The sequence below is a fragment of the Acidobacterium capsulatum ATCC 51196 genome (assembly GCF_000022565.1).
Lineage (GTDB): Bacteria > Acidobacteriota > Terriglobia > Terriglobales > Acidobacteriaceae > Acidobacterium > Acidobacterium capsulatum.
This window is the reverse complement of sequence record NC_012483.1, coordinates 3,920,733-3,935,968: the sequence shown is the minus strand read 5'-3', so window position 1 is coordinate 3,935,968 and position 15,236 is coordinate 3,920,733. Positions and strand designations below refer to the sequence as shown.

The window sequence follows — 15,236 nt, the reverse complement described above, 5'->3', positions numbered from 1 at the left end:
GGAGATACTCAGGCAATTCTGTTCAGCAGCATCCGCCGGCAATGGAAGGGATCACGAGCACTTCATCGCCATCCTGAAACACATACTTCTCGTTGCCGAGAAATCGGATGTCTTCGTCGTTCACATAGAAGTTGATGAAGCGGCGCACCTCGCCCTTCTCGTCGCGCAGGTGTGAGCCCAGCGCGGGAAAGGTGGTTTCGATTTCGGCGATCAGGGCCGGCAGATTTTCGGCCGACGACTGAATCTCCTTGGTGCCATTGGTGTGCTTGTGAAATGCGTTGGGCAGCAGAACTCTAACGGGCATAGCTTCCTTCCAGTACCAGCTCATGCTGGAATTTTTTCTCTTCGACGTAAGCCTCAAAGTCGGCCAGGCGCGGACGCACCGCCTGCTCCAGCTCATAGGAGCCCTGCAGTGCGTCGGTGGTCTTGAGGCCGTTGCCGGTGATGCAGGTGACGGTCAGCTCGTCAGGATGAATGCGGCCATGCGCATAGAGCCGCGCGGTCACCGCCGTGGTCACGCCGCCGGCCGTCTCGGTGAAGACGCCTTCGGTTTCGGCCAGCTCCTGAATTGCGGAGACCAGCTCCACGTCGGACACATCTTCGGCATAACCGCCCGTCTCCTGAATGAGCGCGGCGGCGTAGCGGCCATCGGCCGGGTTGCCGATCGCGAGCGAACGCGCAATCGTCGAAGGGCGCTGCGGCTCAATCTCAGTGCGGCCCGCCTTCACAGCGGCAGCAATGGGCGAGCATCCGGTGGCCTGCGCGCCAAAGAAGCGCACATGCTTGTCTTCGACCAGGCCGAGCGCGACCAGCTCACGAAACGCCTTGTGAATCTTGCGGATCAGCGAGCCGCCGGCCATGGGGACCACCACGTTGTCAGGCAAGCGCCAGCCAAGCTGTTCGGCGATTTCAAAGCCCACGCTCTTGGAGCCTTCGGCATAGTAGGGGCGCAGATTTACATTCACAAAGCCCCAGTGGTAGCGGTCGGCAATCTGCGAGCAGAGACGGTTCACGTGGTCATAGTTGCCGTCGATGCGCACCAGATTTGCGCCGTAGACCTGCGTGTTGAGAATCTTTGCGGCCTCAAGATCGGCCGGGACGAGAATGAAGGTCTTGAGTCCCATGCGCGCGGCCTGCGCGGCTACGGCATTGGCGAGGTTGCCGGTCGAGGAGCAGCCGACCGTATCGAATCCAAAGGCCTTGGCGCTGGCCAGAGCCACGGCGACCACGCGATCTTTGAAGCTCAGCGTGGGCAGGCACACGGCGTCGTTCTTGATGTAGAGATTGTTGGCGCCGATGCGGCGGCCAAGGTTCGGAGCCTTCAGCAGAGGCGTCCAGCCGGCGGGCGTGACCGGCTCAAAATCTTCCGCGACCGGCAGCAGCGCCTTGTAGCGCCACATGCTCGTGGGGCCAGCCGCAATCTTCTCGCGCGTAAACTCGCCACGCGCCGCTTCGAGATCGCAGAATACCTCCAGCGGCGTAAAACAGTCCTCGCAAATCGACAGCGGAGCGTTTCCATAGGATCGTCCGCACTCACGACAACGAAGTTCAAAAGCCACAGCCATGCCGTTTCCTCTTCCTCGAAGAAGAAGCCAGGGCTACACCTTACCGGGCCTGCTGACGCTTGCACGAAACCCCAGAGCAGATACACTCTGGCGAATCCTGCGAACTCTAACACTTCTGGAATTCAGCGAGATGCGATCCTGCTGCACCCCCGAATCTCATGTTCCCCGCCGTTACGCAGGAGAGAGTTGACACCGATGTCCCGAATTGCTCGAGCCGGTTGTCGTGGCGTCACAGGGCCCGTCCCTCAGCCACTCTTCATGAAATTCAGGCTCGCTCTTTAGGAGCAAACTTGAATGATTCATATGTACCATGGGCGCAGCCGCGCCGCAAGTGCCCATTCGGCGGTGCATACGGCAAATCCTCATGGCATCTTCTTCCCCTTCGCATTACGATGCAGAAATCTTTACTTTCGCCCTGCGTTTCCAACATCTGGCTGCGGCCTGAGTGCCGCGGATTTTTTTGCACGAGGTTATTCCGCATGAAGCTTCACCTGGCCGCCGTACTCCCCTTTCTGATGGCCGTATGCGCCGCCGCGCAAACATCTTCGAAGCCTGTTTTTCTGCCTGCCTCGCCCCATACCGTGGCCTGGGGCTACTACTGGTCGCAGGCCAGGCCGGTGCTCACGGTGCATTCCGGCGACGTGGTGACCATGCAGACGCTCTCCACCTGCGGCCCTTCAACGCGGCTCGAACAAGAGGGCGTGCCCGCGTCGGCCATCCCCGCCTACAATCAACAGATTTACGATCAGGTGCATGACCGCGGCCCGGGCGGGCATATCCTCACCGGCCCCGTCGCGATTGAAGGCGCGGAGCCCGGCGACGTGCTCGAAGTGGACATTCTGAAGGTGCATCTCGACACCGACTTTGCATGCAACGGATTCGGCGTAGGGGAGGGCTTTCTGCCCAACGATTTTCCCTATGGCCGCACAAAAATCATTCCACTCGACCGCCAACATATGGTCGCGGATTTTGCGCCCGGCATCCGGATTCCGCTGCATCCCTTCTTTGGCAGCATGGGCGATGCGCCGCCGCCTTCGGCCGGTCGCTACAGCAGCGTGCCGCCGTGGATGAACGCGGGCAACATGGACAACAAATTGCTCGTCGCGGGCACAAAGCTCTACATTCCGGTCTTTGCCAAAGGCGCGCTCTTTGAAGCTGGCGACGGCCACGCCGGGCAAGGCAACGGTGAAGTGGACATCACCGCGATGGAGACGTTCCTGACCGGCACCTTTCGCTTTGTGGTGCACAAGCATGAGCATCTGCTGTGGCCCGAGGCGGAGACGCCGACCAGCTACATCACCATGGGCTTCAGCCCCGACCTTGAGACCGCAACCAAGATGGCTGTGCGCAACATGATCGGCTTTCTGGTGGCGCAGAAGCATCTCACGCGCGATGAGGCCTACATGCTCACGTCTGTCGCCGTGGATGTGGACATCACGCAGCTTGTGGATCACAACGTCGGAGTGCATGCGATTTTGCCGAAAGATATTTTTGTGAAGCAGACGAAGTAGATATTTGCGCTAGCCGCGCAGGGGCCGTGCGGGCACGCCCGCCACCACGGCTCCCGCAGGCACGTCGCGCGTGACGACCGCGTTGGCGCCAATGGTGGCGCGGTCGCCGATGGTGACGCCGCCGAGCACGATGACTCCGCGGCCAATCCATACGTCTTCGCCAATCACGATGGGCTGCGTGACATAGCCGGAGTCGCGCACGGGTCTGCCCTCTTCGCGCGCGTGGTTGGCATCGCGCAGACTGGTGTATTCGCCAATCATGGTGCCGCGACCTACGCGAATGCCCGCGCGCGCGGCGATATGAACGCCTGTCGAAAGCACCACATCGTCAGAGAGAACGATCTCTGCCTGCTGCTGCGTTTCGAGATAGAGGTGAGGGTAGAGCAGCGCACGCTCGCCGATGCGAATCGCGCCTGTGCCATAGACAAACGCGCGGCCCTCAATGACCACCGAGGCCGGCACGGGATACCGCAACTGCGAGGCCAGCCGCGCGTGATGCCACAAGCGGCGGCCTCCGCGACGCATGCCGTGCGTGGCGCGCAGCAATGCGCTGAGAATTGCCGAAAGAATGCCCTTCATTCCGCCCATCGCTCAATGCCCTTCCGCCGTTTTACCACGGCTGCGGCGGAGATACACGGCCGCCCTGCGTCTCATGCCACGCATCGCGCAAGAGCGCGAGCAGACTGGTCTGCTGCTGCGCGCGAATGCGCCGCTCCGGTTGGCGGCTCCAGCGGTTGCGCAGGAGGATGATGCGCCGGTGCAGGCGCTCCATGCTCATGGAGAGCCACGCCTGCGCGCCATGATGCTTGCGGTAATAGAGCATCATGCTGCGCATGCGCCACTTAACCACCTGCGCTTCGCGTGAGGAGTAGTCGAGCTCTCGCAGCGTGCGCGAGGACTCGCCGCACAGGTGCGTCACACCAATGCCGGGCCAGTACCACACCTGCCAGCCCGCGGCGTGCATGCGACGGCATAGATCCACCTCTTCGTAATAGAGAAAGAAGCGCTCATCAAAAATGCCCACGGCGCGCAACGCTTCGGCGCGCAGGATCATGAATGCGCCGGGCACCCAGTCAGTCTGCGCGGCTTGATTCTGGTCGGCCCAGGTGCGGTCAAAGCGGCCAAAGAAGCGCGAGTAAGGAAACTTTGCCGCCAGCCCCGTCGCCACGATGGCATCGTCGAGCAGCGAATGAAAGCGCCGCGCGGAGGCCTGCCAGCGTCCGTCACCATGCACCAGCCGCGCTCCGCCCGCGCCCGCGCGGGGTGCGGCGTCCATCTGCCGCACGGCCTCAGCCAGCGCACCCGGATGCAGAAAGGCGTCGGAGTTGAGCAGCACGATGTACTCGGCGCGGCCCTCGGCCAGAATGGTCCGCAGCGCGAGGTTGTTTGCCGGACCAAACCCCAGATTGATCTTGCTGCGCGTAAGGTGGACAGCGGGAAACTCCGCCGCGACCATATCGGCCGAGCCATCGCGCGAGGCATTGTCCACCACATGCACCTCAAGGGCGCGCCCGGTGGCGGACTGGAGTGATTCCTGCTCGGCAAACACCGTGGCCAGACAGTCGCGCAACATCTCGCGCGTGTTGAACGAGATCACCACAAGCGCGACACTGGCGGGCTTTTCGATGGCACTCATGCGCCGGACCTTTGCCGGTGGCGCGCATCGGCGAGCAGTTCTTCGAGCAAGCGCGCCTTGCGGGGAATATTTTCTTCGAGGTTATAGTCCGCCAGCACGCGGCGGCGTCCGGCCTCACCGAGTTGCGCGCGCAATGCTTCATCAAGCAGCAAGCGCCGCAGCGCCTCGGACAGTAGAGCCTCGTCGCCGGGCGGCACCAGCAGGCCCTCTTCGCCGTGGCGAATCAGCTCCGGAATTCCACAGGCCGTGGTCGAAACGCAGGGGACGCGCGCGGCCATCGCCTCCATCAACGCAATGGGAATGCCCTCGGCAAAGCTGGGCAGCACGAACACATCCGCGGTCTGCACCAGCGCCAGCGTGGTGTCGTGGTCGAGCGCCCCGGTGAAGGTGACGGGCAACTGATGCGCACGGGCGTATTGCTCAAGCGCCTCGCGTTCGCTGCCCCGGCCCACGAGCGTGAGGCGAAAGCGCATGCCCTGCTGATGCAGCGCCTTCACGGCGCGCAGCAGAATGCGCTGGCCTTTGTCCGGCACCAGACGGCCCACGCACAACAGATGCAGCTCGCGGTCTTCGCCGGGCTGCGGGCGGGCTGCGCTCTCAAACTTTTCGGGATAGATGCCCAACCGGCAGACGCGCACCTTGTGCCACTGGTGCGAAGGCAGCAGAAACATCGCATTCCAGCGGCCAAAGTCAGAGATGGAGATGACAAACTCCGCCGCCGAAAACTTTGTGAGCAGCCGGTAGGCGCGCATGTCGAAGTACTCGTTGGGCCCATGCATGGTCATGGAGTATGGAATCTTCCACGCCTTGGCGCCGAGATAGCCGACGGTGGCCACACTGCTGCCAAAGTGAATGTGCAGGTGGTCGAGCTTGCGGCGGCGCATCCAGTCACCCAGCAGCAGCCCCTCGGCCAGGTAAGCGAGTCCCCAGGCCTGCAGGCCGAGATCCCATGCGCCGTATCGCATCGATGCGGCGACGCCGCGCAGCACCACCACAGGATGCCGCAACACGATGCCGGCCACCCGCAGCATCTGCGCGGCAAGCCCGGTCTTTAGATATTTGGTAGTTCGGGCTTCTTCGGCTTCCGCAACCGGCAGCGCGTGCAGCGGCCGGTCGGGCGGATTGATGGAGACCGTCTCCACATGAAAGCCCTCGCGCCGCAGCCCCAGCACCTCCGCCAGAAAAAAGGTGTGCGAAATCGCCGGATACTGGCTCATCAGCATTGCCATGCGAACCCCGCCACGCGGGCGCGGCAAGGCTTGCGGCGCATTGTCTCTCATATCTAGCAGGTTCCCGGGGATTCGACTTGCCGTCGATAGCTCCAAGGTATCATTGCGGCTGCCGCATACGGTTCCGGTACACTAAGCGCGCTGGTAATAACCCCCTGTTACCGGCCTTCCGGCTCATTCCCGGAAAATTCATCACAGACTGTTACAAATTTCCATGCCGTCCGGTTCTCCGCTCCGCTCCTCACGATCCGCAGGCCTTCGCTGGCTGGCGCTGCTGCTCGCCATTGCCGCTGCCGCGCTGGCCTTCGCTGGCATCCGCTGGCATGGCCTCGATGTGGCGCGCGCCGCAAGCGGCACCCGCTCCAACACGAGCGGAGTCACGCGCATTGATCTGACGGGCCGCGTGCTGCGTCCGCAGGTGGAACGCTTCGGCATCAATCTCGGCAACCAGACGTTTTATGACTCCGGCCAGATGATGCGGAATCTTATCTTCCGCAATCCCGGCTTTGAGGGCGCGCGCTATCGCAGCATAGTTCGCTGCGTGGAGGTCACGGCGACGACCTGCACCGCCAGCCGCCCCGATGCGGCCTGGACGCCCGGCTTCTGGACGGGGGCGCACTTCCGCACGCTGAATGGCTCGGCGACCGGCACTGTCGCCGTCATGCAGCCTCCGTCAAGAAATAATCCCCGGCGAGGCATGGTGCTGACCTTTGCCGCGCCGTTGCATGCCGGCGAATATCTTGTGCTCAACAAGGCCTTCCCTGGCGACCCCACTGCGGGGTGGTGGACGCAGGCCACTGGCGGTGCGAGCTTTGCTGCGGAATTGCACGATCTTGCTCCCGGCTCGCCCGGCCGTCAGGCGCTGCGCATTCTTGCGGACGGGCCGGGCCAGTCCGCTACGGTTTCGTCCTACTTTGACTCCACGGCCGGGCATACCTTCGTACTGCTTCACGGCGCGTACATGCTGCGCTTCAGGGCTCGCGGCCTCAGTCCGCACGCGCAGCTCGCGGTGAGCGTTGCACGCGGCACGATGCCTGCCTACCTGCAGCGCAACCTGACGCTCACTTCACAGTGGAAGAGCTACACACTCGCATTTTCGGCCCATGAAGTGGACATTACCCCGGCCACGGCGGCGCTGAGTTTTCATGTCGCGCACAGCAATGTGCTGCTCGACGATGTGTCGCTTGAGAAAGCAGGCCCGCAGGCCGCGGCCAATCCGACGGCCTTCCGGGCATCGGTGGTCGCGGCGCTGCGGCAACTGCACCCCGGCGTGCTGCGCTACATGGCCACCGGCGCGGAGCTGGGCAGCACGCTCGCCAATCTGCTGGCGCCGCCCTTTGCGCGCGAGCGCACGGGCTACTCCGCGTGGTCGCTCGACGACCCGGCCATCCCGATGGGGCTGGGCGAATTTCTCACACTGTGCAAAACGGTCCATGCCGATCCCTGGATTACGCTGCCCAGCGCAACCTCGGACGAAGAAGGACGCGAGCTGATCGAGTATCTCTCCGGCCCCGTCACATCGCCGTGGGGCAAGCTGCGCCTGCTCGTTCATCATGCCGCGCCCTGGACGAGCGCCTTCGGCCGCATTCACCTGGAGCTGGGCAACGAAACATGGAACTCAGGCTTTGCGGGCGAGTCCATCACGGATCCGCACGCCTACGGCCAGCGCGCGACCAGCTTGTTCAGCGCCCTGCGCGCCGCGCCGGGATTTTCCGCGGGCAAGTTTGACCTCATCCTCGGCGGACAGGCCGATTACCCGGCCCGCAATGCGCAGATACTGGCCGCGGCCTCGCAGTTTGACACCTTCGCCGTTGCGCCTTACCTGATGCGGAGCCTGAGCGATACCGCTACGCCCGAAGCCACCTACGCTCCTCTGCTGGCCCAGCCGCAGGCCATGGAGCAGATGGAGCAGAGCGCCGCACAGAGCAGGGAGCAGCCGGACAGCGAAGTTGCCTCCGCCGCTCGCCTCGCCGCCGCCCGGCATGCGGCGCTCTCGGTGTATGAAGTGAATCTGCACACCACCGAGGGCACGGCTTCGCAGGCGGTGCTTGCGCGCTTCCCTGCCTCAGCCGCCGCCGGGCTCGCCGTGGCCGATCACCTGTTGCGCATGCAGCGCGATGCCGGAGTGCGCAACGCGCTGCTCTTCTCGCTGCCGCAGTTTGAGTACCGCCGCAATGACGGCAAGCTGGTTCCGCTGTGGGGCACCGTGGTGGACATGGGCGTCACCAATCGCAAGCGCCCGCAATTCCTGACCACGGAGCTGGCCAATCTCGCCATCGGCAACGAACCGGCGCAGGAGACCGAAGCGCGCATGGAGGGCGGCGGACCGATGCTCGCCATTCACAGCGCAAATGGCCCCGTCGATCTCGCCCACGCGCAACTGCTCGATGCCTTTGCCTTTCGCTCGGCCCATCACCATGCGCTGGTGCTCTTCAACCTCGACCTTGGCCGCGCTCACACGATTGAGCTGAGGGGTCCGCAAGCCCCCAATGCCGGCGAACCGGTGGAAATCTCGCGCCTCGCGGCCAGCCAGCCCGGGCTGACCAATGAGCAGTCCGCGATGGTAATGATCCAGACAACTCACATGGTTACCATGAGCGATAAAGTTACCCTTCCTGCGCTTTCCATGACCGTAATTCGTTGGTAAGCCCTGCTGCTCTGCTGGAACGTCTACCGAAGCTCGATTTTCAGTAACCACAGGCCACCTTCCGCGAGCAGATTACGAGGCAGAACAGGGTAACCACGGATGAGTGACTAAAGCTGTATGTGGCTCAATTCATTGCCTTTATTTCTCCCCCATCCGTGGTATTCGGCCCTCCACAAGTGGTAGTCTGGGGCCACGATTCAGGGATACAGGTCTCACCGCCAACAGGGGACACTTGAGTCAACCCGAATCGTCCGGCTGTCCCGCAAGGGAGGCCGGAACCGGGTTCAGGAAGGCCGCTTAGGCCAGACGGAACGCGAGTGCGATGGTCCCCCGCCAAAGCAGAACGCAAGCAAATTTGAGCGGCAGGGAGACCAGGCAATGACAAAGGGCCACGCACACTACGCGGTTTCGATTCTGGGGGTACCCTTTCACAACGTCTCGCAGCATGAGGCGCTGGAATGGGTGGAAACAGCGATTGCCAGCGGAGACTCCCACCAGGTGGCAACGGCCAATGTCGATTTTCTCTCCCATGCTCAAAAAGATCCCTGTGTGAAGCGCATTCTGCGGGAGTGCAGCCTGGTGCTGGCCGATGGCATGCCGATTGTGTGGGCCTCGCGCCTGATGGGCAAGCCGCTGCAGCAGCGCGTCACGGGCGTGGACCTTGTGCCCCTGCTGGCGCAGGCTTCGGCCGAGCGCGGCTATGGAATTTATCTGCTGGGCGCCGATGCCGGCGTCATGGCGCGCGCGGTTGCCGAGCTTCGCCGCCAGTATCCCAACATCAACCTTGTGGGCTGCGACTCACCCAAGGCTGCCTCGCTCGAAGAGATGGATCACGATGGCATGCTGCGCCGCATTGAGAATGCCAGGCCCGATATTCTGCTGGTTGCCTTTGGCAATCCCAAGCAGGAGCGCTGGATTTACATGCACCGCGACCGCCTGAAGGTACCGGTTTCGATCGGCATTGGCGGCACGCTCGACCTGCTCGCCGGCCGCCTGCGCCGCGCGCCGCTCTGGATGCAGCGCAGCGGACTCGAATGGCTCTACCGCGCCTCGCAGGAGCCGTTGCGGCTCTTTCCCCGCTACCTGCGCAACGCCCTGACGCTGCTGCGCTATCTGCCTGCGGACATCCTCGAATCCCGTAGCAGCAAGGCACGCACCCCGGGTACCATTACCATCAACCGCCAATCGACCGGAGTATCGCGCAAGTCGCCGCTACTCGAAGATTAAGCCATTGATCATGTGCTGGCCGCGAACCTCGCCGCCAACAGCGCGAGGGGACGAAGATCCATGAAGCTGGTCATCCTGCTGCCCGGTCTGCTGGCCTGCCTTGCGCTGGCCCGCCGCACCGTGCCCCAGGTGCTGCTGGATGTCTATCTGCCCACCATTCTGCTGCTGCCCATGTACTTTGATCTTCGGCTCAAGCATCTGCCGCCGCTGCTGTTCAGCGAGACGGCCATTCTGCCCATCGGCATTGCGATGGCGGCGCTGCTCGCCTCGCGGCGTCTCGAATGGCAGTGGTCGCTCACCGATATATGGATCGCGCTCTTTGTGCTGCTGGTCGGCATCTCAGAATCGCGCCAGACCAACACCCATACCGGCGGCCTCGACATCTTCTCAGAACTCACCGGCGCTGTATTGCCCTACATGGCCGGGCGGTTGCTCATTGAGCCGTACCGCCTGCGCGCGGCGTTCATCCGCCGCTTTGTGGTGCTGCTTTCGTTTGTGGCCGCAGTGGGCCTTTATGAATTCAAGAGCGGGCGCAGCGTCACCCAGGCTCTCTGGAAGCACGTCTTTCCCGATGAGCCGATCATCTGGCCGCAGCAGATGCGCTGGGGCTTTGGCCGCATCGCCGGCCCTTATGCGCAGTCTATTTTGTGCGCCATGGTCTTTCTGATCGGGCTGCTCTTCTGCATGTGGCTGCGCCGCGCCTATCCGCAATGGGGCACGCGGCGCTTCTTTGCATACGTACCGCTGCGCATCCGTACCGCGATATTTGCCGCGATGATCGCCGGGCTGCTCATGACGCAATCGCGCGGGCCGTGGCTGGGAGCCATTCTGGCCATTGCCATTGTCTGGGTTGGCCGCCAGCGCGATATCCGCCGCGCCGCATGGAAGGTGACCGCGGCCGCCGTGGTGTTGCTGGCCATGAGCTGGGGCTATGCCAATCGCTACACCTCCGGCACGATTGCCCAGGCCAAGAATCTGGAACAGCAGGATGCCATCTACCGCCGCGAACTGCTCAAGAACTATATCCCCATTGTCAAAGAGCGGCCGCTGATCGGCTGGGGCATCACCGACTATCCGGTGATGCACAACCAGTTCTCCATCGACAATGAGTACCTGCTGCTCGCGGTGACGCAGGGGCTGATCGGGCTCGCGCTTTTTGTGCTCATCAATGTCGAGAACTGGCGGCGCATGCTGCGCGCCATGCGCTGGATGACCGGGCCTGCCGACCGCGCCTTTCTCTTCTGCCTGATGGGCATCATGGGCGGCATTCTGGCCACGCTCGCCACCGTCTATCTCGGCATGCAGGTCTTCTATTTGTTCTTTCTGCTCACGGGCTGGATTCATGGCCTGCAACCCACTGACTCCGTCAGCGGCTCAGGACCCGAGCCTGCGCTGCCGTACCAGCCGCAACGCTTCCGGAGGGTTCTGGCCTGACCATGGCGCACGCTTTCCATATCCCGGCTCTTCTGCTCGGCCTGCTCGCGGCTCTCGCCACCCTGCCCCTGTGCGTGGAACTGGCGCTGGCCTGCCTCGGCCGGTGGTTTTCCTCCGGGCGTCCGGCAGGCACGCTATTGCCGGGTCCGTTGACGGTGCTGATTCCGGCACACAATGAGGAAGCGCTCATCGCCCGCACCGTGCAAAGCGTGCTCGCGGCGGCCAAGGCGGATCCAAATCCGGTAAATGTAACCGTGATTGCGCACAATTGCACAGACAACACCGCCGCACGCGCCGCAGAGGCCGGAGCGCGTGTGCAGCCCCTTGCAGGCCCTGCCGGAAAAGGCCACGCCCTGCGCCACGGCATCGAGATCGCGCTCAAAGAGGGCGCAGCCGCCATCGCCGTGATTGACGCCGACACGCAGGTGAGCCGCAATCTCTTCGCGGTGCTGCGGCAGGCGCTCGCGCATGCCGATGCTGCGCAGGCATGGTATGAACTGGGCGAGCCGAATGCGTATGGCAACACCGGGCAGGAACTCGGCGCGCTCGCCTTTCGCGGCATGAACGCGGTGCGTCCTCTGGGCCGCGACCGCGCAGGCTTCTCCTCGGGGCTCTTCGGCAACGGATTCGTGCTTCGCGCAGAGACCATCGCCGCCGTTCCATGGAATGCGTATGGGCTTGCCGAAGATCGCGAATATCATGCGCTGCTGGTGCTGGCCGGCCGCCGCTGCGCCTTTGCCGCCGAAGCTCGCGTATGGGGAGTCGCCGCCGCCAGCCGCGATGCCCGACGCTCGCAGCGGCTGCGGTGGGAGGGCGGACGCATCGCGCTCGTGCGCCAGATGATGGCTCCGCTGCTGCGCGCCTCGCTCGCCGGCAACCTGCACGCGCTCGAAGTGCTGCTGGATGCGCTCAGTCTGCCCTTTGCCTTTGGATTGCTGCTGCTGCTGGCGGCGCTTGCGCTGGGCCTCTTCACGGGTGCGGAGTGGCTGCTGGCCTATGCACTTGCCGGGCTCACGCTCTGCCTTGGCTATGTGGTGCGCTCGGCGCGCCTCGCGCCGCATCCGGGCCGCGCCGCGCTGGCTCTGCTCGCAGCGCCCTGGTTTGTGCTGCGCAAGCTCTCGCTGGTGCCCGCCATGCTGCGCAGCGCCTCGCGCAAAGCCGCGTGGGTTCGCACCAGCCGCGAGGTGCAGCCATGAGCCAGCATCCGCAGCAGGCCCCCGAACCGATCTCCGAGGCGATGGAAATGTTGCAGCAGGACGAGATGCTGCCGCCGCCCGCCGTCGCATCGGCCGTGCAGTCCGAAACTGCATCCGTTCACAGCACCGTGCGGCGCAACGTCTCGGCGACCATGCTCGCGCGCGTGGGCTACATGGTCACGCGCATCCTGATTCCGCCCTTTGTGCTGGCGCGCATTGGCCTCGATGCCTACGGCATCTGGAGCATGGTCTTCATCCTCGTCAGTTATGTCGGCATCTCGACGCTGGGCATCTCGAACGTCTACATCAAGTACGTCGCCGAGTTCAACGCGCGCCGCGAATACGACCGCATCAACTCGCTGCTCTCGACCGGCCTCGCCATCACGCTGCCGATGTGCTCGGCCATCTTCGTAGCCATCTTTTTCGGCTGGCCGTGGATCGCGCCTTTTCTGCATCTGCCCGCAGCGCACGCACAGGATGGCCGCGATGCCGTGCTGATTGTGCTGGGCGTCTTTCTGGCCAGCATCTCGCTCAACGCCTTCAGCGACACGCTCACCGGCATGCAGGAGATTGCCGCCGCGCAAACCTTCTGGACCCTCGGCTATCTGGTCGAGTTTGCCGCTGTCTTCACGCTGGTGGGCCTCGGCTTTGGCCTGCGCGGGCTGGCGGAAGCCTACCTGCTGCGCGTGCTTGTCAACGATGGGCTCAGCATGTGGTGGGCCTGGCGGCGTCTGCCGTGGCTGCGTCTTTCTCCGCGCCGCATTCGCCGCGAAGTGGTCGGCTATGTGCTGCATTTTGGCGGCATGGTGCAGTTGCAGAGCATGCTTTCGATTCTGCTGGCCTCGATTGAAAAAGTCATTGCACTCTTCACGGTCGGGCTTGCGGCGACCGGCCTCTTTGACATTGCGAAGAAGTGGCCCTCCTCCATTCAGACGCTTCCGATGGCCTTTTTCGGCGCATTTCTGCCGGCGGCCTCGCATCTTGACGCGCACGCTTCACCCGCTGAGCAGCGTGCCGTGCTGCGCGATTTTTATCTGCGCGGCTCGCGCTACTCGAACCTCTGCACGTCCTACTTCTGCGGGCTCATGGCCGCCATTCCCGGCGCAATTCTTGCGGTGTGGCTCGGCCCGAAGAATCCTTACCTCGCGCAGTTGACCATCCTCTTTCTGCTTTTCACGCTGGGCACGCAGATGCATCTGCTCACCGGCCCCGGCACCTCGATTTTGCGCGGCATGGGCCGCGTTTATGACGAGTTTTTCTACTCGGTGCCCAACCTGCTGCTGCTCTGCCTTTTTGTTCCGGCCTCGCGGCTCATCACCGGCCACTGGACCACCTTTGCCATCGGCGTCGCCGTCTTCTGCGCCACGGCTGGCGCCTCCTGCGTGCTGCTGGCCCGCGTGCAGCGCGTGCTCGGCTTCCGCTTCTGGCCCTATGCGCGGATGGTTCTGCTGCCGTCTGTCATTTTTTACGCTGCGGGCTTTGCCCTGCGCGTGCCCGTCACCACACTGGTGGCCCGATTTGGCCGATGGCCCGGAATGGGCATTCTGATTGCCGCCGGGCTTGTTTACACTGCTCTTTCCGGACTGCTGCTCGACCGCTTCATCCTTCATCCGGAAGAACGTCGCATGGCCCGCCAATCCATCCGTCGCGCACTGTCCGCGGCCGGGCTTCATGCCTCCGGCGCGGCTACCGGCGAGGAGGCTCTCTAAATGAAACTCGCACGGTTACTCATCATCCCGGCCCTGCTGCTCGCGCCCGTTACGCTCCCGGCCCAGCAGAACAGCGACGCCGCACAGAACACCTCACAAGCACTTCCTAAAGAGCCGGTGCTGCAGCCAAACCCGCTCGACGTGCTGCGCCAGTTCGAGGGCCCGGCCGATCAGGAGTACCGTCTCGGCCCCGGAGACCAGATTGCCATCGATGTTCCGGGCCACCCTGAACTGAGCCAGAAACTCGTACTCGGCCCCGACGGACGCATCACGCTGCCCCTGGCCGGCAACATCGACCTGGGCAACAAGACCCGCGAAGAAGCCGCCGCCGCGATCGACACGGCGCTCTCGGAGTACTACAACAACATTCGCGCCACAGTCTCGGTGGAGAAGTACACCTCAAACCGCGTGCTGGTCATCGGCGCGGTCGATCACCCGGGTCTGGTGCAGTTTGACGCGCAGCCTACGCTGCTGGAGGCGCTCGCCAAGGCAGGATTGCCCGGCGCTCCGCGGAACTCAAGTAACCAGGTTGCGACACTCGGAACCGCACCCTCCGCGATGGCCTCGATCCCTGAGCGCTGCGCCGTTTACCGGGGCCGCAATGAGGTGGTCTGGGTCAATCTGCGCAAGCTGCTCCGCGAGGGCAACAGCATGGCTGACCTTCGCCTGCGCCGCGGCGATGTCGTCTTTGTGCCCAATCCACAGGACAATTTCGTCTCCGTGCTCGGCGAAGTGCAGCATCCGGGGGCGGTGCAGCTTTCGCCGGACATGACCCTGGCCAATGTGCTGGCGCTGGCCGGCGGACTCAACACCCAGTACGGAGCCGCCCATCGTATCGAAGTTCTCGACCCCTCCACCGGCAAGAAGACGATCATCCCCTTCAAGGACGTTCTGGCGAATAAAGGTAATGCCGCCGAGCTTACCTTGAAGTCCGGAGATGTGATTTTCGTACCCAGGAGCGGTTTCTATAAGGTAACTAACACTCTTAATGCATTCAGTCCCCTAACCTCGTTATTTACCTACAGCATGCTGACATATCATCCTTAAAGTGCAGGGCAGGGACCGGCGCACGTCACCCCGGC

12 protein-coding genes and 1 riboswitch are annotated in these 15,236 nt (G+C 63.4%); of the genes, 7 read left to right on the top strand and 5 right to left on the bottom strand.

The features are described from left to right. Positions 1-22: 22 nt before the first annotated feature. Entirely contained in the window at positions 23-304 is a 282-nt protein-coding gene (locus tag ACP_RS16200; protein WP_015898419.1) for a MoaD/ThiS family protein, read from the bottom strand. Continuing rightward, positions 294-1,565 carry a threonine synthase gene (gene thrC / locus ACP_RS16195; RefSeq protein ID WP_015898418.1) on the bottom strand — a complete coding sequence of 424 codons (1,272 nt, stop codon included), beginning with the start codon at positions 1,563-1,565 and terminating at the stop codon, positions 294-296. Before thrC ends, ACP_RS16200 begins: the two co-directional genes overlap by 11 nt. 153 nt (positions 1,566-1,718) lie before the next feature. Next, a riboswitch (SAM riboswitch) is annotated at positions 1,719-1,830 on the bottom strand. Positions 1,831-2,044: 214 nt separating this feature from the next. On the opposite strand from thrC, the gene ACP_RS16190 reads away from it, so the two are divergent. Next, positions 2,045-3,076, top strand: a complete 1,032-nt coding sequence (locus ACP_RS16190; RefSeq protein ID WP_041839688.1) for an acetamidase/formamidase family protein — start codon at positions 2,045-2,047, stop codon at positions 3,074-3,076. Between the two features lie 9 nt (positions 3,077-3,085). On the opposite strand, the gene ACP_RS18725 is transcribed toward ACP_RS16190, so the two are convergent. From ACP_RS18725 to ACP_RS16175, 3 genes are read right to left on the bottom strand one after another with little or no spacing between them, the layout of a single operon-like run. Continuing rightward, positions 3,086-3,655 carry an acyltransferase gene (locus ACP_RS18725; protein WP_015898416.1) on the bottom strand — a complete coding sequence of 190 codons (570 nt, stop codon included), beginning with the start codon at positions 3,653-3,655 and terminating at the stop codon, positions 3,086-3,088. 31 nt (positions 3,656-3,686) lie between these two features. Then, a complete protein-coding gene (locus ACP_RS16180; protein ID WP_015898415.1) occupies positions 3,687-4,712 on the bottom strand; it encodes a glycosyltransferase family 2 protein in 1,026 nt (341 codons plus the stop codon). Beyond that, positions 4,709-5,941 (bottom strand): glycosyltransferase family 4 protein, encoded by a 1,233-nt coding sequence (locus ACP_RS16175; protein WP_015898414.1) that lies wholly within the window; start codon positions 5,939-5,941, stop codon positions 4,709-4,711. Before ACP_RS16175 ends, ACP_RS16180 begins: the two co-directional genes overlap by 4 nt. A 214-nt stretch (positions 5,942-6,155) precedes the next feature. Here ACP_RS16175 and ACP_RS16170 point away from each other — a divergent pair, with 214 nt between their 5' ends. The 6 genes from ACP_RS16170 (at position 6,156) to ACP_RS16145 (ending at position 15,201) form a co-directional block, all read left to right on the top strand. Further along, on the top strand, positions 6,156-8,588 hold the full coding sequence (locus ACP_RS16170) for a hypothetical protein (RefSeq protein ID WP_015898413.1): 2,433 nt from the start codon (positions 6,156-6,158) through the stop codon (positions 8,586-8,588). Between the two features lie 378 nt (positions 8,589-8,966). Next, positions 8,967-9,815 carry a WecB/TagA/CpsF family glycosyltransferase gene (locus tag ACP_RS16165; RefSeq protein ID WP_015898412.1) on the top strand — a complete coding sequence of 283 codons (849 nt, stop codon included), beginning with the start codon at positions 8,967-8,969 and terminating at the stop codon, positions 9,813-9,815. Between the two features lie 60 nt (positions 9,816-9,875). After that, complete coding sequence (locus ACP_RS16160; protein WP_015898411.1) at positions 9,876-11,249, top strand: O-antigen ligase family protein; 1,374 nt, start codon at positions 9,876-9,878, stop codon at positions 11,247-11,249. Between the two features lie 2 nt (positions 11,250-11,251). After that, positions 11,252-12,445: a glycosyltransferase gene (locus tag ACP_RS16155; protein WP_015898410.1), complete on the top strand. Its 1,194-nt coding sequence runs from the start codon at positions 11,252-11,254 to the stop codon at positions 12,443-12,445. Then, a complete protein-coding gene (locus tag ACP_RS16150) occupies positions 12,442-14,154 on the top strand; it encodes a lipopolysaccharide biosynthesis protein (RefSeq protein ID WP_041839687.1) in 1,713 nt (570 codons plus the stop codon). Before ACP_RS16155 ends, ACP_RS16150 begins: the two co-directional genes overlap by 4 nt. Further along, on the top strand, positions 14,155-15,201 hold the full coding sequence (locus ACP_RS16145; RefSeq protein WP_015898408.1) for a polysaccharide biosynthesis/export family protein: 1,047 nt from the start codon (positions 14,155-14,157) through the stop codon (positions 15,199-15,201). It begins immediately after the preceding gene. Positions 15,202-15,236: the final 35 nt, after the last annotated feature.